The sequence below is a fragment of the Ectopseudomonas composti genome (genome assembly GCF_001567565.1).
In the GTDB taxonomy this organism is placed as follows: domain Bacteria; phylum Pseudomonadota; class Gammaproteobacteria; order Pseudomonadales; family Pseudomonadaceae; genus Aquipseudomonas; species Aquipseudomonas composti_A.
On sequence record NZ_LSSW01000025.1, the window covers coordinates 105,132 to 131,547 of the forward strand.

28 protein-coding genes are annotated in these 26,416 nt (G+C 64.5%); 14 read left to right on the forward strand and 14 right to left on the reverse strand.

Features of this window, described 5'->3' with window-relative positions; genetic code table 11:
* Positions 1-152: 152 nt before the first annotated feature.
* Positions 153-1,352 (reverse strand): class I SAM-dependent rRNA methyltransferase, encoded by a 1,200-nt coding sequence (locus tag PCLY_RS13605; protein ID WP_061240182.1) that lies wholly within the window; start codon positions 1,350-1,352, stop codon positions 153-155.
* A gap of 138 nt (positions 1,353-1,490) precedes the next feature.
* Here PCLY_RS13605 and PCLY_RS13610 point away from each other — a divergent pair, with 138 nt between their 5' ends.
* The 5 genes from PCLY_RS13610 (at position 1,491) to PCLY_RS13630 (ending at position 6,243) form a co-directional block, all read left to right on the forward strand.
* On the forward strand, positions 1,491-2,357 hold the full coding sequence (locus PCLY_RS13610) for an HDOD domain-containing protein (protein ID WP_061240183.1): 867 nt from the start codon (positions 1,491-1,493) through the stop codon (positions 2,355-2,357).
* Between the two features lie 106 nt (positions 2,358-2,463).
* A complete protein-coding gene (mutM, locus tag PCLY_RS13615) occupies positions 2,464-3,276 on the forward strand; it encodes a bifunctional DNA-formamidopyrimidine glycosylase/DNA-(apurinic or apyrimidinic site) lyase (RefSeq protein WP_061240184.1) in 813 nt (270 codons plus the stop codon).
* Positions 3,277-3,321: 45 nt separating this feature from the next.
* A complete protein-coding gene (locus PCLY_RS13620) occupies positions 3,322-3,900 on the forward strand; it encodes a lysophospholipid acyltransferase family protein (protein ID WP_061240185.1) in 579 nt (192 codons plus the stop codon).
* 76 nt (positions 3,901-3,976) lie between these two features.
* Positions 3,977-4,315: a hypothetical protein gene (locus PCLY_RS13625; RefSeq protein ID WP_061240186.1), complete on the forward strand. Its 339-nt coding sequence runs from the start codon at positions 3,977-3,979 to the stop codon at positions 4,313-4,315.
* A 92-nt stretch (positions 4,316-4,407) separates the two neighbouring features.
* Entirely contained in the window at positions 4,408-6,243 is a 1,836-nt protein-coding gene (locus PCLY_RS13630; RefSeq protein ID WP_061240187.1) for a Na/Pi cotransporter family protein, read from the forward strand.
* 59 nt (positions 6,244-6,302) lie between these two features.
* Here the strand turns inward: PCLY_RS13630 and ggt are convergent, their stop codons facing one another.
* The 7 genes from ggt to PCLY_RS13665 all read right to left on the reverse strand — a co-directional run bounded on the left by ggt (position 6,303) and on the right by PCLY_RS13665 (position 13,186).
* The gene (ggt, locus tag PCLY_RS13635) at positions 6,303-7,976 is read right to left on the reverse strand and encodes a gamma-glutamyltransferase (RefSeq protein ID WP_061240188.1); all 1,674 of its coding nucleotides are present in this window, start codon (positions 7,974-7,976) and stop codon (positions 6,303-6,305) included.
* A 78-nt stretch (positions 7,977-8,054) separates the two neighbouring features.
* Positions 8,055-8,306 (reverse strand): YfhL family 4Fe-4S dicluster ferredoxin, encoded by a 252-nt coding sequence (locus PCLY_RS13640; RefSeq protein WP_061240189.1) that lies wholly within the window; start codon positions 8,304-8,306, stop codon positions 8,055-8,057.
* 157 nt (positions 8,307-8,463) lie between these two features.
* Positions 8,464-8,946 (reverse strand): pantetheine-phosphate adenylyltransferase, encoded by a 483-nt coding sequence (gene coaD / locus PCLY_RS13645; protein ID WP_061240190.1) that lies wholly within the window; start codon positions 8,944-8,946, stop codon positions 8,464-8,466.
* A gap of 77 nt (positions 8,947-9,023) precedes the next feature.
* Positions 9,024-9,395 carry a hypothetical protein gene (locus PCLY_RS13650; protein ID WP_061240191.1) on the reverse strand — a complete coding sequence of 124 codons (372 nt, stop codon included), beginning with the start codon at positions 9,393-9,395 and terminating at the stop codon, positions 9,024-9,026.
* Position 9,396: 1 nt separating this feature from the next.
* On the reverse strand, positions 9,397-10,989 hold the full coding sequence (locus tag PCLY_RS13655; RefSeq protein WP_061240192.1) for a GMC family oxidoreductase: 1,593 nt from the start codon (positions 10,987-10,989) through the stop codon (positions 9,397-9,399).
* Between the two features lie 178 nt (positions 10,990-11,167).
* Entirely contained in the window at positions 11,168-11,713 is a 546-nt protein-coding gene (locus tag PCLY_RS13660; RefSeq protein ID WP_061240193.1) for a hypothetical protein, read from the reverse strand.
* Between the two features lie 42 nt (positions 11,714-11,755).
* The gene (locus tag PCLY_RS13665) at positions 11,756-13,186 is read right to left on the reverse strand and encodes a coniferyl aldehyde dehydrogenase (RefSeq protein WP_061240194.1); all 1,431 of its coding nucleotides are present in this window, start codon (positions 13,184-13,186) and stop codon (positions 11,756-11,758) included.
* A 385-nt stretch (positions 13,187-13,571) separates the two neighbouring features.
* Between PCLY_RS13665 and PCLY_RS13670 the strand changes: the two genes are divergently transcribed.
* Positions 13,572-14,231, forward strand: a complete 660-nt coding sequence (locus PCLY_RS13670) for a TetR/AcrR family transcriptional regulator (RefSeq protein ID WP_061240195.1) — start codon at positions 13,572-13,574, stop codon at positions 14,229-14,231.
* Between the two features lie 120 nt (positions 14,232-14,351).
* Here PCLY_RS13670 and PCLY_RS13675 read toward each other — a convergent pair whose 3' ends face one another.
* From PCLY_RS13675 to PCLY_RS13695, 5 genes are all read right to left on the reverse strand, one after another.
* Positions 14,352-15,332: a hydrolase gene (locus tag PCLY_RS13675; protein WP_061240196.1), complete on the reverse strand. Its 981-nt coding sequence runs from the start codon at positions 15,330-15,332 to the stop codon at positions 14,352-14,354.
* A 175-nt stretch (positions 15,333-15,507) separates the two neighbouring features.
* On the reverse strand, positions 15,508-15,726 hold the full coding sequence (locus PCLY_RS13680; protein ID WP_061240197.1) for a hypothetical protein: 219 nt from the start codon (positions 15,724-15,726) through the stop codon (positions 15,508-15,510).
* Entirely contained in the window at positions 15,723-16,325 is a 603-nt protein-coding gene (gene rsmD, locus PCLY_RS13685; protein ID WP_061240198.1) for a 16S rRNA (guanine(966)-N(2))-methyltransferase RsmD, read from the reverse strand. The genes PCLY_RS13680 and rsmD overlap by 4 nt, the downstream gene beginning before the upstream one ends.
* Positions 16,325-17,785, reverse strand: coding sequence for a M16 family metallopeptidase (locus PCLY_RS13690; RefSeq protein ID WP_061240199.1), 1,461 nt, complete (start codon positions 17,783-17,785; stop codon positions 16,325-16,327). The genes rsmD and PCLY_RS13690 overlap by 1 nt, the downstream gene beginning before the upstream one ends.
* Positions 17,775-19,148 carry a M16 family metallopeptidase gene (locus PCLY_RS13695; RefSeq protein ID WP_061240200.1) on the reverse strand — a complete coding sequence of 458 codons (1,374 nt, stop codon included), beginning with the start codon at positions 19,146-19,148 and terminating at the stop codon, positions 17,775-17,777. The genes PCLY_RS13690 and PCLY_RS13695 overlap by 11 nt, the downstream gene beginning before the upstream one ends.
* 142 nt (positions 19,149-19,290) lie before the next feature.
* On the opposite strand from PCLY_RS13695, the gene ftsY reads away from it, so the two are divergent.
* From ftsY to PCLY_RS13720, 5 genes are all read left to right on the forward strand, one after another.
* Positions 19,291-20,616 carry a signal recognition particle-docking protein FtsY gene (gene ftsY / locus PCLY_RS13700; protein WP_061240201.1) on the forward strand — a complete coding sequence of 442 codons (1,326 nt, stop codon included), beginning with the start codon at positions 19,291-19,293 and terminating at the stop codon, positions 20,614-20,616.
* Positions 20,613-21,281: a cell division ATP-binding protein FtsE gene (gene ftsE / locus PCLY_RS13705; RefSeq protein ID WP_061240202.1), complete on the forward strand. Its 669-nt coding sequence runs from the start codon at positions 20,613-20,615 to the stop codon at positions 21,279-21,281. The genes ftsY and ftsE overlap by 4 nt, the downstream gene beginning before the upstream one ends.
* Positions 21,281-22,297, forward strand: coding sequence for a permease-like cell division protein FtsX (ftsX, locus tag PCLY_RS13710; protein WP_061240203.1), 1,017 nt, complete (start codon positions 21,281-21,283; stop codon positions 22,295-22,297). The genes ftsE and ftsX overlap by 1 nt, the downstream gene beginning before the upstream one ends.
* Before the next feature lie 143 nt (positions 22,298-22,440).
* Positions 22,441-23,295, forward strand: coding sequence for an RNA polymerase sigma factor RpoH (gene rpoH, locus PCLY_RS13715; RefSeq protein ID WP_061240204.1), 855 nt, complete (start codon positions 22,441-22,443; stop codon positions 23,293-23,295).
* Positions 23,296-23,357: 62 nt separating this feature from the next.
* Positions 23,358-23,966 (forward strand): hypothetical protein, encoded by a 609-nt coding sequence (locus PCLY_RS13720; protein WP_061240205.1) that lies wholly within the window; start codon positions 23,358-23,360, stop codon positions 23,964-23,966.
* A gap of 6 nt (positions 23,967-23,972) precedes the next feature.
* Here PCLY_RS13720 and mtgA read toward each other — a convergent pair whose 3' ends face one another.
* The gene (gene mtgA / locus PCLY_RS13725; RefSeq protein ID WP_061240206.1) at positions 23,973-24,701 is read right to left on the reverse strand and encodes a monofunctional biosynthetic peptidoglycan transglycosylase; all 729 of its coding nucleotides are present in this window, start codon (positions 24,699-24,701) and stop codon (positions 23,973-23,975) included.
* Between the two features lie 206 nt (positions 24,702-24,907).
* Between mtgA and PCLY_RS13730 the strand changes: the two genes are divergently transcribed.
* The 3 genes from PCLY_RS13730 (at position 24,908) to PCLY_RS13740 (ending at position 26,395) form a co-directional block, all read left to right on the forward strand.
* Positions 24,908-25,279, forward strand: a complete 372-nt coding sequence (locus PCLY_RS13730; protein WP_061240207.1) for a DUF423 domain-containing protein — start codon at positions 24,908-24,910, stop codon at positions 25,277-25,279.
* 102 nt (positions 25,280-25,381) lie between these two features.
* Complete coding sequence (thiS, locus tag PCLY_RS13735; RefSeq protein ID WP_061240208.1) at positions 25,382-25,582, forward strand: sulfur carrier protein ThiS; 201 nt, start codon at positions 25,382-25,384, stop codon at positions 25,580-25,582.
* A gap of 18 nt (positions 25,583-25,600) precedes the next feature.
* Positions 25,601-26,395, forward strand: coding sequence for a thiazole synthase (locus PCLY_RS13740; RefSeq protein WP_061240209.1), 795 nt, complete (start codon positions 25,601-25,603; stop codon positions 26,393-26,395).
* The last annotated feature ends 21 nt before the right edge of the window (positions 26,396-26,416 follow it).

A 26,416-nucleotide genomic window follows, 5' to 3' on the forward strand; every position in this document is an offset into this window, starting at 1 on the left:
CAAGCCACATGACCAGTGGCCGGCTGATAGCGCTCTGCTATGCAGATTCAAGCCTAGTCCATGCGGGGCGAGATGCGAGGCGGGTGTGGGCGCAGGTAACAGCGCGGGGGAAAGAGGCACCTGTCGAAACGCACTCGACAGGTGCAGGTTGCTCAGCTGTTGGGCAGCAGGCGGACGGTCAGGCTCTTGATGTAGCGGGTTTCGTTGATCGCCGGGTGCACCGGATGATCCGGACCCTGGGCGCCGCGTTCGAGCAGCTGGATGTTGCGGTCCAGATGGCGGGCGCTGGTCAGCAGGATGTTCTGCAGGTTGTCTTCTTCCAAGTGCATCGAGCAGCTGGCGCTGACCAGGATGCCGTCCTTGTTGAGCAGGCGCATGGCGGTTTCGTTGAGGCGACGATAAGCGGCCTCGCCGTTCTTGATGTCCTTCTTGCGCTTGATGAAGGCGGGTGGATCGGCGATCACCACGTCGAAACGTTCTTCGGCGGCCTTGAGCTCGCGCAGGGCGGCGAACACGTCGCCTTCCACGCAGGTAACCTTTTCGGCGAAGCCGTTGAGCGCCGCGTTGCGCTCCACGCCATCGAGGGCGAAGGCCGAAGCGTCCACGCAGAACACTTCGCTGGCGCCAAAGGCCGCGGCCTGCACACCCCAGCCGCCGATGTAGCTGAACAGGTCGAGCACGCGCTTGCCCTTGACGTAGGGCGCCAGGCGCGCGCGGTTCATGCGGTGGTCATAGAACCAGCCGGTTTTCTGCCCTTCGATCACCGGCGCTTCGAATTTCACGCCGTTCTCTTCCAGCGCGACCCACTCCGGCACCACGCCGAAGGCGGTGTCGACATAGCGCTCGAGACCTTCGGCGTCGCGTGCGCTTGAGTCGTTCTTGAACAGGATGCCGCTGGGTTTGCACACCTGGATCAGGGCGGCGAGCACGTCGTCCTTGTGCGCCTCCATGGTGGCGGAGGCCAACTGCACCACCAGAATGTCGAAGAAACGGTCGACCACCAGACCCGGCAGCAGGTCGGAATCGCCATACACCAGGCGATAGCAGGGTTTGTCGAACAGCCGCTCGCGCAGGCTCAGGGCCACGTTGAGGCGATGCACCAGCAGCGATTTGTCCAGCACGTGCTTGACGTCGCGCGACAGCAGGCGGGCGCAGATCAGATTGTTCGGGCTCATGGCGACGATGCCCAGCGGCTTGCCGCCGGCCGCTTCGAGGACGGCCTGGTCGCCGGCCGCAAAGCCATGCAGCGGAGTGGCGGCGACATCGATCTCGTTGCTGTACACCCACAGATGGCCGGCGCGCAGGCGTCGGTCGGCGTTGGCTTTCAGGCGCAGACTGGGCAGGGAAGACATGAGTTCGGGCTCCGCGGGGAAAAGAGCGGGATTATAGCGGTTTGCGCGCAGGCCCGGCGTTTACAAAAGTCGGCTGCGGGCAGGTCTGCGCTTTGGCTAGACTGTGTGCTACTTCTCATCGTGCGCGATCCCTTTTCCATGACCTACGAACTCACCGCCGAACAGATCCAGCAAGTCCTGCAGGGGATCAGCGTACCGCCGCAGCCGCAGATCATGGTCGACCTGCAGATGGAGCAGGTCATGCCCAGCCCCGATCTGCGCAGCATCGCCAAGCTGATCAGCCAGGATCCGGGGCTGTCCGGTGCGTTGCTGAAGATCGTCAACTCTCCGCATTTCGGCCTTGCCAATCGCATCGCTTCGATCCAGCAGGCGGTCAACCTGCTGGGCTGCAACACCGTGATCAACCTGATCAACGCGCAGTCGATCAAAGGTGAGCTGACCGATGAAGCGATCCTGGTGCTCAACCGTTTCTGGGACAGTGCCCAGGATGTGGCGATGACCTGCCTGACCCTGGCCAAGCGCCTCGGTTACCACTCGCCTGACGAAGCCTACAGCTTGGGGTTGTTCCACGACTGCGGCATTCCGCTGATGATCAAGCGCTTCCCCAATTACATGCTGGTGCTGGAGGAGGCCTATGCCAGCGCCAGTGACGAGTGCCGTGTGGTCGATACCGAGAACCGCCTGCTGACCACCAACCATGCCGTGGTGGGGTACTTCACCGCGCGCTCCTGGCGTCTGCCGGAGCACCTCTGCGAGGTCATCGCCAACCACCACAATGCCTCGTCGATCTTCAACGATGAGTCCGGGCGCGATGCGCAGCTCAAGACGCTGCTGGGTATCCTGAAGATGGCCGAGCATATCTGCGAGACCCATCGCGTACTGGGTGGCCAGGCTGTCGACATGGAATGGCAGTACATTTCGCAGTCGATCCTGGAGTATGTGGGGCTGTCGGAGTACGACTTCGAGAACCTGCGTGAGAGCATCCGCGACCTGGCCGTGCTCTGAGTCTTCGCTCGCTGCGCCGCTGGGCGAAGGTGCAGGCGGCGCGCTCTACCGCTTTGCGGGCCGCTCCTGCTAAGGTGGCGCACCGCCGTTCTGCTGCCGTGTAGCCATGCCTGAATTACCTGAAGTCGAAACTACCCGCCGTGGTATCGCCCCCTACCTTGAAGGTCAGCGCGTCAGCCGCGTGATCGTGCGTGAGCGCCGTCTGCGCTGGCCGATTCCTGAGGACCTGGACGTGCGTCTGTCCGGCCAGCGTATCGAGTGCGTCGAGCGCCGCGCCAAGTACCTGCTGATCAAGGCCGAAGTCGGCAGCCTGATCGGTCACCTGGGCATGTCCGGCAGCCTGCGCCTGGTCGAATGCGGTCTGCCAGCGGCCAAGCACGAGCACGTGGATATCGAACTGGAGTCGGGCCTCGCCTTGCGCTACACCGACCCCCGCCGCTTCGGCGCGCTGCTGTGGAGCGAAGATCCGCTGCGCCACGAGCTGCTCAGCAAGCTCGGCCCGGAGCCACTGGGCGGGCTGTTCGATGGCGAGCGGCTGTTTCAGATGTCGCGTGGGCGCAGCATGGCGGTCAAGCCCTTCATCATGGATAACGCCGTGGTGGTGGGTGTCGGCAATATTTACGCCACCGAAGCGCTGTTCGCCGCGGGTATCGATCCGCGTCGCGAGGCTGGTGCCATCTCGCGGGCGCGCTACCTGCGCCTGGCCGAGGAGATCAAACGCATCCTCGCCCATGCCATCGAACGTGGCGGCACAACGCTGCGCGACTTCGTCGGTGGCGATGGCCAACCCGGTTACTTCCAGCAGGAGCTGTTCGCCTATGGGCGTGGCGGCGAATTCTGCAAGGTCTGTGGCAGCACCTTGCGCGAGGTCAAACTGGGCCAGCGCGCGAGTGTGTATTGTCCCAAGTGCCAGCGTTGAGCAAGACCACACTTCCAAAATAATAAGAAACACCGAGGTTGATCGATGTCCGGTAACTACCTGCCGCGCAACCCGGCCGCCGAGTGGCTGGGGCGCAGCGTGCTGAAACTGATGGGTTGGCGGATCGAGGGAGAGCTGCCGAAGCTCGACAAGTTCGTCGCCATCGGCGCCCACCACACCTCCAACTGGGATTTCGTGATCTTTATCGCGCTGAAGTTCGTGCTGCGCCTGAATGCCCGCTGGTTCGGCAAACACAGCATCTTCCGCTGGCCCTTCGCTGCGTTGATGCGCAGCTGGGGTGGCATCGCGATTCGCCGTGATCGCCAACTCAATACCGTTGAACAGGCCATTGATGCCTTTCGCGAGCATGACCAATTCATCCTGGTGCTCTCGCCCGAAGGCACCCGCAAGAAGGTCGAACGCTGGAAGATGGGCTTCTACCATATCGCCCTCGGTGCAGGCGTGCCCATCGTGCTCGGGGCGCTGGATTACCAGAACCGCCGCGTGGTCATCGGCCCTACCTTCGAGCCTACGGGTGACGAAAAGGCCGATCTGGCCGCGATGCTGGCGTTCTTCCGGCCTTATGTACCGAAAAAGCCGGAATATGCCTTTCACGGCGATTGACGTCCGTCACGCTGACAATTACCAATGCGCTGTTATAGTTACTGGCACTTTCCCGAATAATCTGAAGGATCGATCCATGAAAGCGTTCCGCACTTCCGCTGCTGTCCTGGCGCTGACCTCTGGCCTGCTGGCGCTCTCGGCGCAAGCAGAAGTGGTTCAGCAGAATGCCAGCGGCGATCCGCTCTACACTGTCGAGGCCCCCAAGGGCTATGCCATGATCGGCGACCTGGTCATCGCCCGCCCGCTGCTGATCGGGGCCACGGCGATCGGCGCTGCAGCCTTCGTCGTCAGCCTGCCGTTCACTGCACTGGGCGGTAATGTTGGTGAAGCTGCTCAGTCTCTGGTGGTCGAACCAGGTAAAGAAGCCTTCGTGCGTTGCCTGGGCTGCACCAGCAGCGGCTACAAGCGAGACTGATCCGCTACACCGCTTGAGACGGCCTCTCGCCTCCCTTTGGAGGCGAGAGGCCGTTTGCGTTTGAACGCCGAGAAAAGGAAGAACCGGTGGTAATGAAGTACCTGCGCTGGGTGATGTTGTTGCTGGTGGTGTCGGGGCTGATCGCCTCGTTCTGGTTCAGCCAGGGCTGGCTGCAACTGTGCGCCGGTCTGGCGATATTCCTGTTCGGCATGCAGTGCCTGGAAGAAGGCCTGCGCCAGTTGGCGGGCAGCAAGCTGGAACAGATACTCGGGCGTAGCACGTCCACGCCCGTCAAGAGCCTGTTGTTCGGCGTGGGTGGCACCCTGTTGCTGCAGTCCAGCACCCTGGTTTCCCTGCTGACCATCGCCTTCATCAGCACCGGGTTGATTCAACTGGCCGGCGGTATCGCCATTTTGTTCGGCGCCAACCTGGGCGCCACCAGCGGCATCTGGTTGCTGGCGCTGGCTGGGCAGAACCTCAGCCTCAGCCCCCTGGCTCTGCCACTGCTGGTGCTCGGTGTGCTGGCCGGCTTCTTCGGGCCCAGGAGCAAGGCAGCCGGGCGCATCGTGCTGGGCATCGCGTTCATCTTTCTCGGCATCGACCAGATCAAGGAAGGCTTCGCCAGCTTCGGTGATGGCCTGGACATGACGGGCCTGCAGGAAGGCGGGCTACGCGGGGCACTGCTGTTCACCGCTATCGGTATGGCCATCACCGTCGTGCTGCAGTCGAGCCATGCCACGCTGATGCTGACCCTGGCGGCATTGGCCAGTGGTCAGCTGGAACTGGGGCAAAGCCTGGCCATCGCCATCGGCTCGAACGTCGGCAGCAGCGTGACCACCGCCTTCGTCGGCTCGCTGGGCGGCAACCGCAGCGGTCAGCGTCTGGCACTGGCCCATGTGCTGTTCAACATCACCACCGGCGTTATCGCGTTCTGCCTGCTCGGCCCGCTGACCTGGCTGGTGCATGTCTTGGCCGAACCCATGGGGCTTGGCGAGAACAGCCTGATTCAGCTGGCGATGTTCCACACGTTGTTCAACGCCATGGGCGTGGCGCTGTTCTGGCCGCTGCAGGCGCGTCTGGCGCAGTACCTGATCCGCTGGCTGCCGGAGCGAGTCGAGCCGCAGGTATTGATCACCGAACTGGTGGCCGAGCAGGTGCCCGAGCCCGAGCGCACCCGTGCTCGTTACCTGAACGAGCGCTGCCTGGATTCGGTCGAAGCGGCGTCCGGCGCGGTGGTGCAGGAGCTGGGCCACCTCGGGCGCCTGAGCCTGGAGGTGATCTGCCATGCCTTGTATCTGCCGGTTGATCAACTGGCGCAGGCCAAGGCCGACGAGCAGTTGCTGCAGGCCAGGCCGGTGCGCGACGGGGTCGACGCCAATGATCTCTATCAGCGCCATATCAAGGGCGTGTATGGCGATCTGCTGAGCTTCATGGGGCGTATGGAGTTGCCCATGGACGAAGCACACCAGCAGTTCTGGAACACTTGCCAACTGGCGGCGCTGCAACTGGTGGATGCGGTCAAGGATGCCAAGCACCTGCAGAAGAACCTCGGCCATTATCTGGAGCAGCCGCCTTCGGGCGTACGCACCTGTTATGTCGAGTTGCGTCGCCATCTGCTGCTGACCTTGCACGAGTTGCGCGAACTGGCCCGCAGCGAGCTGGAAGAGGAGGCCTGGCGCTCACGCCTGGCCTGGCTGGACGACCAGGCCGCGGAGTTCGACGCTCAGTTCCGCCAGCGGCTGTTCAGCGAGGTGCGCTACGGTCATCTCGATGGCTTGCAGGCCAGCTCGCTGATGAACGACCTGGGTTACGTCAGCCGTATCTTCCAGAGCCTGCGCAACGTGCTGATGCTGGGCGACGAGCAGGTGCCGTTCCGTGAGCTGCGCCGCTTCGGGCATGAGCAGGAGAGCCTGATCGAGACTCCGTAGCCTGGATGAGGTTCGGGGCTGCGCACAAGGGCGTCCCGGGCTGCATCCGGGCTACGGTTCTACTGCTTGCCGGGCACTACCAGCGGCTGCCCGATACCACGCGGGTCGCTCGCTGCCTGCACCTCGCCGCTGGCCTTGTTCCAGAACAGCACCTGCTGATTGCCGTACTGCCGATCCAGGCGCTTGAGGCTGTAGCCGCGTGCTTGCAGCTCGGCGACCTGCTCGTCGCTGAAGGTATCCGGCTCATGCTCGATCACATCGGGCAGGAACTGGTGGTGATAGCGTGCCACGGCCGGCCAGCTTTCGATGGGTTGGCCGTCGAGGTATTGCAGCATCGCCAGCAGCACCATGCTGGGAATGCGGCTGCCGCCTGGCGTGCCGAAGGCGGCGAACTCGTCGGTGTTTTCGAGAAAACTCGGGCTCATCGATGACAGAGGCCGCTTGCCACCGGCGATGAGGTTGGCCTGGCTGCCCACCAGACCGTAGGCGTTGGAGCCATCGACTGCGGCGGCGAAGTCGTCCATCTCATCGTTGAGCAGCACGCCGGTACCGGGCACGGTGAAAGCGGCGCCGAACGGCAGATTGATCGACAGGGTGGCGGCCACCGCATTGCCGTCGGCATCGAGTACCGCGAAGTGGGTAGTGTTGTCACCTTCATGCCAGGTGCCGGCCGGTGGCAGGCTGTCGCTGGGCGTGGCCTGTTCGGGGTCTATGCTGCCCGCGAGCACGGCCAGGTGGCCTGGCGAGAGCATTTCCTGCAGTGGGTTCTTGACGAAGTCCGGGTCACCCAGCAACTCGCGGTCGCGGTAGGCGCGGCGCAGGGCCTCGACCACGTAATGCACGCGTTGTACGGGTTCGGCATCACGCCAGGGAAATTGTTCGAGAATGCCCAGGCTTTGCGCCAGAGCCACGCCACCGGCCGAGGGGGGTGGGGCGCTGATCAGCTCATGGCCATCGTCCAGGGTGACGCGCAAGGGCGCGCGGCGAACCACCTGGTAGCCGCGCATATCATCCATTGTCCAGATACCCCCGGCGCGGCGTACGCCTTCGACCAGGTGTTCGGCCAGGGCGCCGTCGTAAAAACCGGGACGGCCCTTCTGCGCCAGGGTCTGCAGGGTGGCGGCCAGTTCCGGCTGGCGCAGCAGGTAGCCCTCGGCAGGGACTTCCCCCTGATTGAGGAACAGTCGTGCGCTCTCTGGATCATCGCGCAATGCGGCCAGGCGCCAGGTGGCGCGCTCGCGGTAGACGCGATCGATGGCAAAGCCGTCGCGAGCCAGGGCGATGGCAGGGGCCAGGCTGGTCTTCAGTGGCAGACGACCATGCTTTTCGGCCAGTTCCACCAGGGCCGCCGGCAGACCGGGAATGGCGGCGGCGAGGGCGCCATTGAGGGACAGTTCGCGCTGTATCTGGCCGTCTTTGGCGTAGAGGTCGGCCTTGGCTTCCAGTGGCGCGCGCTCGCGGGCATCGAGAAAGTCATAGGTTGGCGTTTCGCCGGCGTTGCGCAGCAGGAAGAAACCGCCGCCGCCCAGGCCAGAACCATAGGGCTCGACCACGGCCAGCGCTGCGCTGGCAGCCACGGCGGCGTCGAACGCGTTGCCGCCGGCATCGAGCATCTGCTGGGCAGCGGCGCTGGCAGCCGGGTGGGCGGTGGCGATGGCGGCTTGATGCGGTGTGGCCTGCGCCAGCAGGCTGGCGCCGAGCAGCAGGGTCGATAGCAGAAGTTTGCGCAGCATGCGATCTACCTAGATGGGTTGAGGAAGTCGCAGCTTAGCAGCCTTGCCCAGGCGCGTGCGCCTGGTTGGCCGGGAGTCTCAGGCCTTGCCGGTGATGATGCGATATTTCTGCATCAGGTCATCCTTGCTCTCGACATTGTTCTCGTCGAGCGGGATGCAGTCTACCGGGCACACCTGCTGGCATTGCGGCTCATCGTAGTGGCCGACGCATTCGGTGCACAGGTTGGGGTCGATCACGTAGATCTCCTCACCCTGGGAGATGGCGCCGTTGGGGCACTCGGGTTCGCAGACGTCGCAGTTGATGCAATCGTCGGTGATGATCAGGGACATGGGGCAACTCCTGTCGAGGCGCTGGCTTCGACACTGTACGGGCAACGATGCTGCGAATTGTGCCGGATTACCCACAGGGGCGCCATGCAGCGTTGTTGCGGCCCTGAGATCGCGGCTGCCATCAGGTGCGCATGGCGCACCTCACGGCGTTCTGTCTTCAGCTCTTGCGAAAGCGCTGGTTCAGCGCGTCGGCGACGGCCGGGTGAACGAACTTGGAAATATCGCCACCCAGGGCGGCGATTTCGCGCACCAGCGTCGAGGAGATGAACGAGTATTTTTCCGATGGGGTGAGGAACAGGCTCTCGACGTCCGGCGCCAACTGGCGGTTCATGTTGGCCAGTTGGAACTCGTACTCGAAGTCCGATACCGCACGCAGTCCGCGCAGGAACACGTTGGCGTTCTGTTCCTTGACGAAGTGCGCGAGCAGCGAGGAGAAACCCACTACTTCGACGTTCGGCAGATGCTTGGTCACTTCGCGGGCCAGCTCGACGCGTTGCTCCAGCGGGAACAGCGGGTTCTTCTTGGGGCTGGCGGCGACGGCGATGATGACGTGATCGAAAAGCCGCGAGGCGCGTTCGACCAGATCGCCATGGCCTTTGGTGATGGGGTCGAAGGTACCCGGGTACAACACTCGATTCATCGCTTCGTCCTGTTCGAGGCGGCAAGAGTCGCGGATGGTAGCGCAGCGTTTCCCTTGCGGCCAAGCGCGACGACAGCTCAGTGATTGCGCAGGTGCAGCAGCGATGCAGGTATCAGGCAGGCGAGGGCGATCCAGTCGGCGACGACTACACGACGCAAAGCCTCGTTGTAGACGGGTGCGCTCCAGGCCAGCAGGAGGAAGGCGAGCACACTGACCAGCCCTGCGAGCATGGCCGCGCTGCGCAGCGTCGGGACGAACGCCGCCGCTACCAGCAGGGCGCCCAGCAGGCCGAACAGCACCGCGCGGTGGCGCATCAGGATCTGCAGGTTGGGCTCGTCCAGGGCCAGGCCATACAATGCATTGAGCCGTTCACCGCCTAACACGCCGACCACTGGCAGCAGGTGGATGGTGCCTGCCACCAGCAGGAGAAAGGCAATCAGCTTGCTCATCTCAGGCCTTCAGGCGTTCGGCCAGCAAGGTGGCGAGTTTCGCGGTCAGCCCGTAGATCGACAGCTGCGGGTTGGCGCCGATACTGGTGGGGAACAGCGAGCCATCGTGGATCGACAGGTTGGCCAGCTGATGGTGACGACCGAGGCTGTCGACCACGGCTTGCTGCGGATCTTCGCCCATGGCGCAGCCGCCCATGACGTGAGCGCTGCCCAGGCGGGTACGGTAGAGCGCGAGGTCGAGGTGCTCGATCAGGTCCTTGGCCTGCTTCCATGTCTTCACGTAACCGGCGTCGGCATGCATCGGCATCACCGCCTTGGCCCCGGCGGCAAACTGCACTTCGGCCATGGTCAGGAAAGCGCGGCGCACGCCGTCCCAGGTGTAGTCGGTCATCTGGTAGTCGAGTACCGGGCTGCCGTCGTCGCGCAGTTCCACGCGGCCTTCGGCGCTGTCGGGGTGGAAACCGTCGCGCAGCAGGGCAAGCATCACGTTGGTGTGCGGCAGTTGCTCCATGCGCAGGGCGTTCTCGCGACCGAACTCGCCAAGCAGGGTGGCAGTCAGCGCCGGCTGCAGCGGCGGCACTTCCAGTTTGTAGGACAGGCGTCCGCTGGTGCCGTCATCCCATTGGAAATGATCGGAATAGAGCGACTGCGGTGCGCCATAGAAAGGGTTGATGACCTGCTCGAACTGCGCCGCGGAGAAGTTCACCAGGTGCAGGTAGGTGCGCCGGCCGATGCGTTTGTGCGGGTCAGGCACTGCGGAGCGCAATAGCAGGCCGGGCGTATTGATGCCGCCGCCGGCCAACACGTAATGCCGCGCCTTGACCCGAATGCGTTTGCCGGTGGGCGCGACGCAGCGTTCGTCCATGCCCAGGCAGTCGATGCCGACCACCTTGTCGCCTTCGATCACCAGCTTGTCGGCGCGCGCCAGGTAGAGCAGCTCGCCGCCTGCATCCAGGGTGGCGGGGATGGTGGTGACCAGCATCGATTGCTTGGCGTTGGTCGGGCAGCCCATGCCGCAGTAACCCAGATTCCAGCAGCCACGCACGTTGCGCGGGATCACCGCCCAGTGATAGCCGAGCTTGTCGCAACCGCTGCGGATCACCTCGTTGTTGGCGTTCGGCGGCACGACCCAGGGGGCGACGCCCAGGCGCTGTTCCATTTTCTCGAACCAGGGCGCCATGGAGGCGACATCATGACCCTTCACGGCGTGGGCTTCGGCCCAGTACGCCAGTGTCTGCGGTGGCGTGCGGAAGCTGCTGGTCCAGTTGACCAGCGTGGTGCCGCCGACGGCGCGTCCCTGCAGGATGGTGATGGCGCCATCCTTGCTCATGCGGCCGATGCCTTCCTGATAGAGGTTCGGGTAGGCCTCGGCCTCCTGCATCTTGAAGTCGTCGCTGGTCTTCAGCGGGCCTTCCTCGATCAGCAGCACCTTGTAGCCGGCGGCGCTGAGGATTTCCGCCGTGGTACCTCCGCCGGCACCGCTGCCGACGATGGCAACGTCGGCCTCCAGGGTCAGGTCGTTTTCCAGGCGCGAACCGTCGTATGTCTTCCAACCTTTCGCCAGGCCTTGCTTGAACAAATCGGGTACAGGCATTTCACCTTCTCTTCTTGTCGTAGGGCCGTCTGTAGGGGCGAACTCACGAGCTGAGTGGCCGCTCTGATCGCGGATAAATCCGCTCCTACACAAACAGCCCGCATCCCGTGGGAGCGGCTTCAGCCGCGATGCTCTCTGCAGTCGGCAGGGTGGGCCGGGTGGCGGTCCGCTTCAGCCGTTATACGGTGGGCGGCCCCGGATAGCCGCAGTGCGCCCAGGACTCGGGGCGGCTGTACCAGGCCATCATCACCAGCTGCAGCAGTGAGGCATGGCCCATGCGCAGCAGGCTCAGGCTGCTGTTCTGCCAGCGCCTCAGAAAATGCCGCACGTCATCGGCGCTGGCGTTGTCCCAGCTGCCCCAGACCCCGGTCAGCGGGCCACGGGTGACGGGCAGGGCCAGTACGTCGAACAGTTGCACGGTGAGCTTGAGCATTTCCGGCGACAGGTGCGCCAGGCTGTTGTCGAGGCTCTTCAGCGTGCCGTCGACGGCCTGGGGCATCTGCTCAGCGCTGACGGCGCCATCGAGCATCACCGGGATCAACGCACGCAGAAACGGCAGGTCGCTGCTGCGCAGGATCAGGTGGCCGCTGGCCGGCGTGCTGGCCGAGCAGCCACTGAGGGTGGCGGTCAGCCCGGCAGTGCCGAGCAGCGCCGTGCCCAGCAGGCCGGCCTTGAGCAGGCTGCGCCGCGACAGCTGCGGCGCGTGGAGGGTGGTGTCGTTCATTGTTGTTATCACCAGGTGTAGAGCGGGCGTTGCCCGCGTTGATCAGCGTACGAACAACCTGTAGACCAGCTTCTGGATCGCCTTGCCATAAGGCGGATAGATCAGCCGCGCGGCGTTGAAGCGTTGTTTGATGAACACGCCCTTGGCCTTGCTGAAGGTCAGGAAGCCTTCGTGGCCGTGGTAGTGGCCCATGCCCGACGGGCCGATGCCACCGAACGGCATGTCGTCCTGCGCCACGTGCAGCAGGGTGTCGTTCAGGCACACACCGCCTGAGTGAGTCTCGTGCAGCACGCGCTGCTGCTCGCGCTTGTCGTAGCCGAAGTAGTACAGCGCCAGCGGCCGCGGCCGCGCGTTGACGTAGGCGAAGGCGTCTTCGAGGCGGTCGTAGGGCACCACCGGCAGCAGCGGGCCGAAGATCTCGTCCTGCATCAGCTTCATGTCGTCGTTGACGTCCAGCACCAGGCTCTGCGGCAGGCGCCGGCCCTGGGCCTCGGGGTAGAGCGGGACGATCCGCGCGCCCTTGGTCTGGGCGTCGTGCAGGTAGCCATTGAGGCGGGCCAGCTGGCGTTCGTTGATGATCGCCGTGTAGTCCGGGTTGTCCTTGAGCTGCGGGTAGAAGCGCTGCACCACCTCGCGGTAGGCGCTGACGAAGCCGTCGACGCGATCGCGCGGTACCAGCACATAGTCCGGCGCCACGCAGGTTTGCCCGGCATTGAGGGTCTTGCCGAAGGCGATGCGCTCGGCGGCGTCGGCCAGCGGCACGTCGGCGGACACAATGGCCGGCGACTTGCCGCCCAGCTCCAGGGTCACCGGGGTGAGGTTCTCGGCGGCGGCGCGCATCACGTGCTTGCCGATGCTGGTGGCGCCGGTGAACAGCAGGTGGTCGAACGGCAATTTGGAGAAGGCCATGCCGACTTCAGCCTCGCCCAGGGCGACGCTGACCAGATCCTCGGGGAAGATGCGCGCCAGCAGATCCTTGATCAACTGCGAGGTGGCCGGGGTGGACTCACTCATCTTGATCATCACCCGGTTGCCGGCGGCCAGGGCGCCGGTCAGCGGGCCGATGGCGAGAAACAGCGGGTAGTTCCACGGCACGATGATGCCGACCACGCCCAGCGGCTGGTAGATGACCTTGGCTGCGGCGGGCATGAACTGCAGGCCGACGCTGCGCCGCGAGGGCTTCATCCATTTCTTGATGCGTTTGCTGGCGTAGTGAATGCCATGCAGGCTGGGCATCAGCTCGGCGAGCAGGGTTTCGTCGGCCGAACGGTTGCTGAAGTCTGCACTGATCGCCGCCACCAGGGCGTCCTGCTGCTGGGTCAGCAGCTCACTCAGGGACTTCAGCCACTGGATGCGTTGTTCGGCCGACGGCATCGGGTTGGCGGCAAAGGCCGCACGCTGCAGGGCGAAGCTGCCATCGAGCTGGTTGATCTGCTGTTGGCTGTGCTGCAGGTAGGCGATGTCGGCGACCATTGGTTTCTCCTCGACGTTCCAGCGGGCAGGCTGCTGAAAAACTATCTGCGTTGTCATCGCTGCGTTAAAAACAGGCTCGTGCGCGAGTCCGATCAAAATGCTCATTTACAACTTGTAAATTCCGCTTTTTCGCCTTTTTTTGCCTTGCGCTGACTGCCTCGCCGACGTTTTTGAAGCAGCCTGTTGAAGGCGGCTATAAGCCGCGATTAGGCTTAGCTGGATTTCTAGAGCAATTGCTCTAATGTGTCAAATAGGATGCCGCGTCACTGCCTGAGTCGCACCCTAACCAAAGGTCAGCAGGTGCTGTTGGCATGCGTCGAGGGGTAACACTTAGTCTGTTTCGTCTGTACCTTTGCCACTTTTGAAGTCGAGATCGAGCTGCGTCATGGCGCCACCCAAGACCCGCGACCGCATCGTTGCCGAGAGCCTGGCCCTGTTCAACAGTCAGGGCGAGCGCAATGTCACCACCAACCATATCGCCGCGCACCTGGGTATTTCGCCGGGCAACCTGTATTACCACTTCCGCAACAAGCAGGTGATCATCGCCGAGCTGTTCGCCGAGTACGAAAGCAAGGTCGACAGCTTTCTGCGTGTGCCCGAAGGCCGTGCCTTGACGGTGGCGGACAAGACCTTCTACCTGGAAGCGCTGCTGGCCGCGATGTGGCACTACCGCTTTCTGCACCGCGACCTCGAGCATCTGCTCGACTCAGATGCTGAACTGGCCGAGCGCTACCGTGCCTTCGCCCGGCGCTGCCTGGTGGGCGCGCAATCGATCTATCAGGGCTTCGTCGAGGCAGACATCCTGCTGATCAGCCCCGCGCAGATCGAGGCGTTGACGCTCAACAGCTGGATCATCATGACCTCCTGGGTGCGTTTTCTCTGCACTGCCGGGGCCAACCCGGAAAACCTCAGCCAGGACATGTTGCGCCGTGGCATCTATCAGGTGCTGGCGCTGGAGGATGGCTACGTCGCGCCTTCTGCGCGCGAGGCGGTCGAGGCGCTGTACGGTCGCCTGCACGTGCCGCTGGAGGAGGTGCTGGGGTGATTGCCTCACGCGTTCGGCCTTTGTAGGAGGGGCTTTAGCCGCGAGCGTTTCGCCGCTGAGCCCTCCCGCAATCTGCAGCGACGGTCCCTGCCGTCCGCGTAGGAGCGGCTTCAGCCGCGATTATCCAAGGCTCACCAACCACTGCGGAATGCGCCGCTCCAGGTAATACCCCGGCTGGCGCGGGCTGCCCTCGACGAAGCCGACATGGCCGCCCTTGGCGTGCAACTCGAACTCGGTACCCGGGGCGAGCTCGTTGGCCTCGGGCAGGCTGTGGCGGAAGATGAAGGGGTCGTCTTCGGCCTGGATGATCAGTGTGCGCGTACGGATTTCACCCAGGTAGAAACGGCTGGAGGCGCGCCGGTAGTAGTCATGCGCGTCGGTGAAACCATGCAGCGGCGCGGTGATGCGCCCGTCGAAGTCCCAGAAGGTACGCATGCCGTCCAGCGGGCCCAGGCGCTCCAGCACCGACAGGCGTTCTCCCTGGCCACTCTCGGCGAACAGGCGCTGCTTGTTGTTTACGTAGGCGACCATCTCGCGCATGAAGTGCGCCTGGTACACCCGCGAGAAACCCAGCCCGATACGATCCGCGCACTGATCCAGGCGAAACGGCACCGACACCGCCACGGCGCCCTGCAGCTGGCTTTGCTCGCCGCTTTCGCCGAGGTACTTGAGCAGGACGTTGCCGCCCAGCGAATAGCCGACCGCGAACAGTGGCGCCAGCGGCCGCAGGGTGCGCAGGTGGGCCACGGCCGAAGCCAGGTCTTCGCTGGCGCCGGAGTGGTAGCCGCGCGGCAGCAGGTTGGGCTCGCCGGAGCAGCCGCGCCAGTTCAGCGCCACGCTGGCCCAGCCGCGTGCCGCCAGGGTCTGCTGCAGGCCCAGCACGTAGAGCGAGCTGGAGCTGCCGGTCAGGCCGTGCAGCACCAGTACCAGTGGTGCGTGGGCGTCGTGCAGGCCGTGCCAGTCGAGATCGAGAAAGTCGCCATCATCCAGCCACAGCCGCTCGCGCTGCCGTTCGAGTAGTGGCGGCTTGCGGCAGAAGGGGTTCCACAGCGTCTGCAGATGCGGGCCGGGGAGCCACCAGGCGGGTTGGAAGGGGGTCATGAAGGTGTCCTGTAGGGTGGGTCGGGGCGCGTAGCTGGCGCTTTCTCCATCCACCGATCACGCCATCATGGTGGATGTAAAAGGCGACATCCACCCTACATTCAAAGCAATCGCTGGCCAGGCCAACTTGCGAGGATTTTGCTCGCCCCGGCAGGCTCGCCGCAATGTTGCCCGCTTAGCGCCGTCGCTTGCGCATCATGCGCCAGGCACACCAGGCCAATACCAGCAGGGCGGCGATGCGCTGGTTGGTAAGCCCGATGACGACTCCGCCATTGGGATCGTGCGGTATCGCGCGCTGCAGGTTGAGCGCAATTTCCTGCTGGCTGAACAGCACCGGCAGCGCCAGTGCGATCAGCAGCAGGTAGGGCAGGTGGTCGTAGATGAAATCCTTCATCCACGCTGCCACAGCGCGTAATGCACCTGGCCGGTGTGTTTCTCGCGGTGCAGGCGCCAGTTGCCGGGCAGGCCCAGGGTGGAGGGTGCGGTCTCGCTTTCGGTATAGACCCAGGCGTCATCGGCCAGCCAGTCCTGTGCTTCCAGCAGGCTGCAGGCGTCCTGCAGCAGATCCTTGTGAAACGGCGGGTCGAGCAGGACGATATCGAAGCGGCGTGGCGCCGGGCGGGCCAGCAGTTGCAGGGCGTCGCCCAACTGAATCTCGCCCTCGTTGCATTGCAGGGTCGCCAGGTGGCCTTGCAACGCGGCAACCGACGCCGGGTTGAGGTCACAGGCCAAGCCGCTGGCGGCGCCGCGCGACAGCGCTTCGAGCAGCAACGCGCCACTGCCGGCGAAGGGGTCGAGCACATGGGCACCCTCGACATGGGGCGCCAGCCAGTTGAACAGCGTCTCGCGTACCCGGTCCGGGGTCGGGCGCAGGCCCGGTCCATCAGGGAAGGCGAAGCGCCGTGAACGCCACTGTCCACCGATGATGCGCAATTGGCCCTGGCCGCCGTGGGCTTTGCCCGCGGCGGGTTTCTGCGGGGCGCGGCCGCGCATCAGTGCGGCACCGTGCTGGGCAGCTCGGCCGGGCGCTCGGTGGGCGGTGGTAGTTCCTTCTGCGGCACCGTCGGGCCGGCGGTCACCACCACCAGCGCCTCGGGGTCGAGGTGCTTGGCCATCGCTGCCTTGACCTGCTCGGTGGTGAGGCTCTGCACATCACGCATGAAATCGTCCAGGTAGCTCAGCGGCAGGTCGTAGAAGCCCATCGACGCCAGCTGGCCGACGATATCGGCATTGCTCGCGGTGGACAGCGGGAAGCTGCCGGCCAGTTCGCGCTTGGCGTTGTCCAGTTCCTGCTGGGTCGGGCCATCGCGCAGGTAGTCGGCCAGCAACTGCTTGACCAGTTTCAGGGTGCCTTCGCTGAGCTCGGCGCGGGTCTGCAGGTTGATCATGAACGGGCCGCGCGCCTGCATGGCGCTGAAACCGGAGTAGACGCCATAGGTCAGGCCACGCTTCTCGCGCACTTCGCTCATCAGACGAGTGCCGAAACCGCCGCCGCCGAAGATCTGGTTGCCCAGATACAGCGCGGCATAGTCCGAGTCGCGGCGGTCGATGCCGAGTTGGGCGAGCATCAGGTGGGTCTGGTTGGACGGGTATTCGATATGGCTGGTGCCGGGCTTGGGCGTTTGCGGCTGGGCGATCTTCGCCAACGCCGGACCTTGCGGCAGTGCGGCGGAGATGCGGTTGGCGATGGCCTCGGCCTCGGCGCGCGACAGATCACCGACCAGGGCGATCACCGCGTTGCCGGCGCTGTAGGCGCGAGCATGGAAGGCCTGCAGTTGCTGACGGCTGATCGCCGGGATCGATTGCGCGTTGCCGTCGCTCGGATGGGCGTAGGGATGCTTGCCGTACAGGCGTTCGAACAACTCCAGGCTGGCCAGTTTGCCCGGGTTCTGCTTCTGGAACTCGAAGCCGGCGAGCAGCTGGTTCTTGATCCGTGCCAGCGAGTCGGCGGGGAAGGTGGGCTTGCCCAGTACATCGGCGAACAGGGCCAGCGCCGGCTCACGCTGCTCGCGGGCGCTGAGGCTGCGCAGGCTGGCCACGGCCATGTCGCGGTAGGCCCCGTTGCCGAACTCGGCGCCGAGGCCCTCGAAGCCGGCAGCGATGGCGCCGACATCCTTGCCCGGCACGCCTTCGTTGAGCATGGCGTTGGTCAGGGTGGCCAGGCCCGGCACGCCGCCGTCCTGGCTGCTGCCGGCAGCGAAGGTCAGGCGCAGGTCGAACATCGGCAGCTCATGGGCTTCGACGAACAATACCTTGGCGCCCTGGGCCGTCTGCCAGGTCTGGATATCCAGAGTGCGGCGGGTGGGAGCCTTGCCATCGAGTGCGGCCAGTGACTGCAGCTTGGCGGCGCCACCCGTCGGGGCATTGTCAGAGAGGCTGGCACAGGCACCCAGCACCAGTGCGCTGGACAGGACCAGGCCGAGCAGGCCCAGGCGGCGATGCTCAGTCTTCATGACGGGACTCCTCATTGCGGGACGCTTCGGGCAGGATGTGGGCGACGCTCAGGCGGTCGCGGACGAAGAAGGTGCGGGCGGCCTGCTGGATGTCGGCTGGGGTGACGGCCTGCAGTTCGTTCAGTTCCTGGTCGATCAGTTGCCAGGACAGGCCGACGGTTTCCAGTTGACCGATGCTGGTGGCCTGGCTGGTGATCGAGTCGCGCTCGAACACCAGGCTGGCAATGACCTGGGCGCGTACGCGCGCCAGTTCGGCAGCCGATGGCGGGTTCTTCTTCAATTCCTCCAGCTCACGCCACAGGCCGGCTTCGGCCTGCTCCAGGGTCTTGCCCTTCTGCACGTTGGGCGTGGCGGTCAGAACGAACAGGCTGTCGCCCCGGGTGAAGGCGTTGTACCAGGCGCTGGCACCGGAAACGAGTTCCTCGCCGCGCTCCAGGCGGGTCGACAGACGCGCGCTGTAACCACCATCGAGCAGGGCCGCGGCCAGGCGCAGGGCGTAGACCTGACGCGGCGTCTCGGCGGTGGCCAGGCCCGGCACGTTGAAGCCCATCAGCAGGCTCGGCAGTTGGGTCTTGAGGTGCAGCGTGGTGCGACGTTCACCCGCCGCGGCGAGTTCCAGCGGCAGCTTGGCGGTCGGCACCTCGCGGCGCGGAATATCGCCGAAGTAGCGCTGCACCTGAGTCTTGACCTCGTCCAGGGTCACATCGCCGACCACCACCAGGGTGGCGTTGTTCGGCGCGTACCACTTCTTGTACCAGGCGCGCAGTTCGTCGATGTGCATGCGCTGGAGGTCGGCCATCCAGCCAATGGTGGGAATGCTGTAGCCGCTGGCCGGGTAGGCCATGGCCTTGAACAGCTCGAAGGCCTTGGACGAGGGGCGGTCGTCGGTGCGCAGGCGGCGCTCCTCCTTGATCACCTCGATTTCCTTGTCGAACTCGGCCGCTGGCAGTTGCAGGCTGGCCAGGCGGTCCGCCTCAAGCTCCAGGGCAACCGGCAGGCGGTCGCTGGCCAGCACCTGGTAATAGGCGGTGTAGTCGTCGCTGGTGAAGGCGTTCTCTTCTGCGCCCAGCTGGCGCAGAACTTCCGAGGCTTCGCCCGGGCCGAGCTTGGCGCTGCCCTTGAACATCATGTGTTCCAGCGCATGGGACAGGCCGGTGGAGCCGGGCGTCTCGTAGCTGGAACCGACCTTGTACCAGAGCTGGGAGACCACCACGGGGGCGCGATGATCCTCGCGTACGATGACCTTCAGGCCATTGTCCAGTTTGAATTCGTGAGTGGGTTGAGCGGGAGAAGCGAAGGCCGCAAGTGGCACGCAGAGTGCGCCGAACAGCAGGCCGAGGGAACGGCGGGCAATGGCATTCATCGAAAGTCTGACCTGTCGGATAGCCTGGGCGGTCGTACCGCCGGCGGGCGAAGAGGTGCTAGGATACCCCATCCTTTTCCGGGGCGGCGCGGCAAGGCTTTTCAGCCTGTTAGCGAACGCTCCCTTGAGATGCAAGCGACCCATGTTTGGTTCCAATGACGACAAGAAGTCGCCGGCCGAGGCTGGCGCGCAGACCCCGCCTGTGACCGAAGAAAAGAAATCCCTGTTCAGTTGGTGGCGCAAGAAGCCAGCAGAAACGGCTACTCAGCCGCCCCGGCCAGAGTCTGTCGAGCAGCCTGAAGCCGCTCAGACGCCTGCCGAACCGCCTGCGCCTGATCAGGCGCCAGCGGCCGTGCAGAGCGTCGAACCTGAGGCCGCGACGCCGGTCCCTGCTCAGCCCGAGCCAGCCGTCGAGGCGCCGCCGCAGGTCACCCCGGTCGTCGCCGAGCAGCCGGTTGTGCTGCCCGAGCCCATCGTCGAGGCCGTGCCCGCGCAGCCGGTGACAGCGCCGGTTGCCGCGCCGGCCACGCAGGAAAGACCCGGTTTCTTCGCCCGCCTCAAACAGGGCCTGTCCAAGACCAGCGCCAGCCTTGGCGAGGGCATGGCCAGCCTGTTCCTCGGCAAGAAGGCGATCGACGACGACCTGCTCGATGATCTGGAAACCCGCCTGCTCACCGCCGACGTCGGCGTCGAGGCGACCACCGCGATCATCGGCAACCTGACCAAGCGCGTGGCGCGCAAGGAACTGGCTGATAGCGGCGCGCTGTACAAGGCGCTGCAGGAAGAGCTGGTGACCCTGCTCAAACCAGTCGAGCAGCCGCTGGTCATCGACACGGCCAAGCAGCCCTACGTGATTCTCGTCGTCGGCGTGAACGGTGTGGGCAAGACCACCACCATCGGCAAGCTGGCCAAGAAGCTGCAGCTCGATGGCAAGAAGGTCATGCTCGCTGCCGGCGATACCTTCCGCGCCGCTGCGGTGGAACAGCTGCAGGTCTGGGGCGAGCGCAACAACATCGCGGTGATCGCCCAGCACACCGGCGCCGATTCGGCCTCGGTGATCTTCGATGCGGTGCAGGCCGCCAAGTCGCGCGGCATCGACGTGCTGATCGCCGATACCGCCGGGCGCCTGCACACCAAAGATAACCTGATGGAAGAGCTGAAGAAGGTGCGCCGCGTGATCGGCAAGCTGGATGAGACGGCGCCGCACGAAGTGTTGCTGGTGCTCGACGCCGGCACCGGCCAGAACGCCATCAACCAGGCCAAGCAGTTCAACCAGACGGTGAACCTCACCGGCCTGGCGCTGACCAAACTCGACGGCACCGCCAAGGGCGGCGTCATCTTCGCCCTGGCCAAGCAGTTCGGCCTGCCGATTCGTTATATCGGCGTGGGTGAAGGCATCGATGATCTGCGCCCGTTCCAGGCGCAGGACTTCGTCCAGGCACTCTTCGAGGAGCGTGAACGCGGATGATCCGATTCGAGCAGGTCGCCAAGCGTTACCCCAATGGCCATGTCGGGCTGCACGAGCTGAGTTTCCGCGTTCGCCCCGGCGAGTTTCTCTTCGTCACCGGCCACTCCGGTGCCGGCAAGAGCACACTGCTGCGTCTGTTGCTGGCGATGGAGCGGCCCACCAGCGGCAAGCTGTTGCTGGCCGGGCAGGACCTGTCGACCATCACCAATGCGCAGATTCCGTTCCTGCGCCGGCAGATCGGCGTGGTGTTCCAGAACCACCAGTTGCTGTTCGACCGCAGCGTGTTCGACAACGTCGCCCTGCCGCTGCAGATCCTCGGCCTGTCCAAGCCGGAGATCGGCAAGCGGGTCGGTGCCGCGCTGGAACGCGTCAGCCTCAGCGACAAGGCCGCGCAGTCGCCGGGCGATCTGTCCACTGGTCAGCAACAGCGCGTCGGTATTGCCCGCGCCATCGTTCACCGACCCGCCCTGCTGCTGGCGGATGAGCCCACCGGTAACCTCGACCCGCGTCTGGCCGCCGAGATCATGGGCGTGTTCGAAGACATCAACCAGCTGGGCACCACGGTGCTGATCGCCAGCCACGACCTGGCCCTGATCGCGCGCATGCGCCAGCGCATGCTCACTCTGCAACGCGGTCGTCTGATCGGTGATGGGGAGGCTGCCTGATGAGCGCATCGAAGATGCCCACGCCGCAACCGGCCGAACGTGTCGGCGCGGCGCCGCGCAACAAGGTGGTCGACGGCCCGGCGGATGAGCCGGATTTTCGCACCCTGCTCAACGCCTGGCTGGAAAGCCATCGCGCCAGCCTGGTCGACAGCCTGCGCCGTCTGGCTCGCCAGCCCATCGGCAGTTTCTTTACCTGCCTGGTGATGGCCGTGGCGCTGAGCCTGCCCATGGGCCTGTCGCTGCTGCTGGACAACGTCGAAAAGCTCGGCGGTTCCTGGCAGCGTGCGGCGCAGATTTCCCTGTTCCTCGACATGTCCGCCGGCGAGCGTGACGGCCAAGCGCTGCGCGAGCAGATCGCGGCGATGGATGATGTGTCCGATGCCGAGTGGATCAGCCGCGAGCAGGCGCTGGAAGAGTTCCAGCAGCTGTCCGGCCTGGGCCAGGCGCTGAAGGAATTGCCGGAGAACCCGCTGCCCGGCGTGGTACTGGTGACGCCGAAGGAGGTCGACAAGGCCAAGCTCGAAGCCTTGCGCCAGCGCCTGGCGGAACTGCCCAAGGTGGAGCAGGCGCAGCTCGATCTGGTCTGGGTCGAGCGTCTGACTGCGATCCTCAAGTTGGGCGATCGCTTCGTCTTCGGCCTCAGTCTGCTGCTGATCCTGGCGTTGCTGCTGGTGATCGGCAACACCATCCGCCTGCACATCGAGAACCGCCGCGCCGAGATCGAAGTGATCAAGCTGGTGGGGGGAACGGATGGCTACGTGCGACGTCCCTTCCTTTATATGGGCGCGTTGTACGGTTTCGGCGCAGGTGTCTTCGCCTGGCTGTTGCTAGCCTTCGGGCTGGATTGGCTGAACGATGCTGTAGTACGTTTGGCCGGTCTTTACGGTAGCGATTTCGCGTTAGGTGGCGTACCTTCTTCCGACGGTTTTTCGCTGCTGCTCGGCGCCGTGCTGTTGGGCTATATTGGCGCCTGGCTGGCGGTGGCGCGTCACCTCAATGAGCTGGCGCCCCGCTGAGGCGTCAGTCAGCGAGGCTGAACGTAAGCTGACAAGCCATTGTTTTGGTTGATATTGACTATCTGTCTGGGAACTTATCCACAGGCCCTGCATCAGATAGCGCAGTGCTACACTGCACGAGTTTCGTGAATCGGAGGATTCGAATGTCCACTTCCTTGCAACCTGTTCATGCTCTGGTTCCCGGCGCCAACCTGGAAGCATACGTGCATGCGGTCAACAGCATTCCGCTGCTGACGCCCGAGCAGGAGCGTGAGCTGGCCGAAAATCTCTACTACCAGCAGGACCTCGAGGCCGCCCGCCAGATGGTGTTGGCCCACCTGCGTTTCGTGGTGCATATCGCACGCAGCTACTCCGGTTATGGCCTGGCCCAGGCTGACCTGATCCAGGAAGGCAACGTCGGCCTGATGAAGGCGGTCAAGCGCTTCAACCCGGAAATGGGTGTGCGTCTGGTGTCCTTCGCCGTGCACTGGATTCGTGCGGAAATCCACGAGTTCATCCTGAAGAACTGGCGCATCGTCAAAGTGGCCACCACCAAGGCCCAGCGCAAACTGTTCTTCAACCTGCGCAGCCAGAAAAAGCGTCTGGCCTGGCTGAACAACGACGAAGTGACCGCCGTGGCCGAAAGCCTGGGCGTCGAGCCGCACGAAGTGCGCGAGATGGAAAGTCGCCTGACAGGTCACGACATGGCCTTCGACCCGGCAGCCGATGCCGACGACGACAGCGCCTTCCAGTCGCCTGCACACTACCTGGAAGACCATCGCTACGATCCGGCTCGCCAGCTCGAGGATGCCGACTGGAGCGACAGTTCCAGCAGCAACCTGCACGAAGCGCTGGAAGGCCTGGACGAGCGTAGCCGCGACATCCTTTACCAGCGTTGGCTGGCCGAGGAGAAGGCGACGCTGCACGACCTGGCAGCCAAGTACAACGTGTCGGCCGAGCGTATTCGTCAGTTGGAGAAGAACGCGATGAACAAGCTCAAGGGCTGCATCGCCGCCTGAGCTTGTCGATACCCCGAAAAACCGCACCCTGGTGCGGTTTTTTTCTGTCTGGAGCAAATGCCTTGAATAAAGCCCCTCTGAAAGTGCAGCACTGGCTGGTGTTCCTGGTCGTGGCCGTGCTGTTCTTCGCCTGGGGCGCCTGGTTGATGCGCAGCAGCGAGGTGCATCCGGTCGCCAACCTGCAGCAGTGGCGTGATGCCCTGTTGCAACCGCTGGCCGAGGATGAACTGACGCTGCGCGATCTGCGGGCGATGACCGGGGGCGAGCTGTGGCTGGAGCCACGCCTGGACGGCGCACGGCTGACCTATCGGGCAACACTCGAAGGGGAGGAGGGCGAGTGGGCGTTGCAGGCTGAACTGGCCTTGAGCCAAGGTCAGCGCGACAGCCTGATGGCGGCACAAGGGCTGAAGCCGGGTGACGCAGAGTTGGCCCTGGATGAGTCGCTGCTGGATCAGATGGCTGCTTTCGCCATTGCCAGCCTCAACCTGAGTGCCCCGCAGGCGCTGGCCAGCGAGCGCCTGGCGGCCAGTCTCGGGCAGCCGCGCCTGACCCTGGAACTGGCTGACGGTCAGGCCTGGGTCTATCCGCAATGGGGGTTGACCGTACATCTGCGCGGCGATGACGTCGCGCTGCTGCACGCGGTGCCGCGCAAGGCGTTTCGCAGCCGCTAGCCCGGTCTACAGCCAGCGCGGCCAGCCGTCCGGGCGTTTGGGTTTGAGCTGGTTGAGGTAGTGGCTGCCGCCGAGCTGGTTCATCTGCTGGCGAATCCAGGCCGCGCGGCGAATGATGTAGCCATTCGGCCGGCCTGCGCTCCAGCGCAGCGGGTTGGGCAGCACGGCAGCCAGCTGGCTGGCCTGCTGGCGGTTCAGGTACGGCGCGCCCACGCCGAAATGATGCTGCGCGGCAGCTTCGGCGCCGAAGATGCCATCGCCCCATTCGACGCTGTTGAGGTAGACCTCGAGGATGCGTTCCTTCGACCAGAGCAGTTCGATCAGCGCGGTGAACCAGGCTTCCAGTCCCTTGCGCAGCCAGCTGCGGCCGGACCAGAGGAACAGGTTCTTCGCCACCTGCTGGCTGAGGGTGCTGGCGCCGCGCAGCGAGCCGCCACTCTGGTTGTGCGCCAGGGCGGCCTGGATGGCACCCATGTCGAAGCCCCAGTGCTCGGCGAACTTCTGATCCTCGGCGGCGATCACCGCCATCTTCAGGTTGTCCGGCAGCTCGCTCCAGGGCCGCCACTGGCGCTTGAGCTCCAGTGACTGCCCGCTGTTCCAGGATTCGATCTTGCGCTCGATCATCAGCGCCGTGCCGGGCGGCGGTACCCAACGCAGGACTAGCACCAGCAGCGCACTGGCCAGCATCAGCCAGAGCAGCAGTTTCAGCAGGCGGCGGGTAAGGGCTCGGAGCATGGGGTCTCGCAATGATCAGGTGAGGCGCTATTAAAGCAAAAAATCGCCTTGAGCGATTTTTGCCGTCTGTGATGGCTGGCAACAAAAAAGAGATCAAGGGGCGCGCGCGGCACCACAGGATTGGTCGCGGGTGTGACAATAGCGACCATTCCACCTCTCGGCCCAGCGCTTAAACTGCGTGCAGGTCGATCTATTCAGGAGTTTCCATGGCCCGTCTCTGGCTGCTGTTATCCGCATTCGCCGGCTTCACTGGTGTCGCACTGGGCGCCTTTGCCGCCCACGGTCTGAAGAACCGGCTGACGGCCGAGTATCTGGCGGTGTTTCAGACCGGCACGCACTATCAGCTGATCCACGCGCTGGCCCTGTTCGGCGTCGGTCTGCTGGCGCTGCACGCCCCCGGGCGTCTGCTCAATCTGGCCGGTGGCGCCTTCGCACTGGGCATCCTGCTGTTCTCCGGTAGCCTCTATCTGCTGACGCTCAGCGGCATCGGCAAGCTGGGCATCATCACCCCGTTCGGCGGTGTCGCCTTCCTGGTCGGCTGGCTGTGTCTGGGGCTGGCGGCCTGGAAAATGACCTGACCCTGGCGTCAGAAATGAGGACGAATGGCGCCTTTTAGCCTTGGTCGCCGCAGCCTATCGGGCTAGAATGCCGGCCCTCTTTCTAGTTGTGATCGAGTCGTCATGCGTATCCAGTTGAATGGTGAACCCTTCGAACTGCCGGATAACCAGAGCGTCGCCGACCTGTTGGTTCGCCTCGATCTGACCGGGCGCCGTGTGGCGGTCGAGCTCAATCAGGACATCGTTCCACGCAGCCAGCACGACAGCACCCAGCTCGCCGAGGGCGATCAGGTGGAAGTGGTGCACGCCATCGGCGGCGGTTGACCCCTCGAGGAGTATTCCATGAGCCAAGTTCGCAGCGACAAGCCCTTCACGCTGGCCGGTCGTACGTTCCAGTCGCGCCTGCTGGTCGGTACCGGCAAGTACAAGGATATGGACGAGACCCGTGACGCCATCGCCGCTTCGGGCGCCGAGATCGTCACCGTGGCGGTGCGCCGTACCAACATCGGCCAGAATCCGGGCGAACCGAATCTGCTCGACGTGATCAGCCCGGACAAGTACACCATCCTGCCCAACACCGCCGGCTGTTTCGATGCCGTCGAGGCCGTGCGTACCTGCCGCCTGGCCCGCGAGCTGCTCGATGGCCACAACCTGGTCAAGCTGGAAGTGCTGGCCGACCAGAAGACCCTGTTCCCCAACGTCATCGAAACCATCAAGGCCGCCGAGGTACTGGTCAAGGACGGCTTCGACGTGATGGTGTACACCAGTGACGACCCGATCATCGCCCGCCAACTGGCCGAAATCGGCTGCATCGCGGTGATGCCGCTGGCCGGCCTGATCGGTTCGGGCCTGGGCATCTGCAACCCCTACAACCTGCGCATCATCCTCGAAGAATCGAAGGTGCCGGTGCTGGTCGATGCCGGTGTGGGCACGGCGTCCGACGCCACTATCGCCATGGAGCTGGGCTGCGAGGCGGTGCTGATGAACAGCGCCATTGCCGAAGCCCAGGATCCGGTGCTGATGGCGCGTGCCATGCAGCATGCCGTCGAGGCCGGTCGCCTGGCTTACCTGGCTGGTCGCATGCCGAAGAAACTCTATGCCAGTGCGTCGTCGCCGCTGACTGGCCTGATCAATTAAGGAAGACGATTTGCTGCGTGC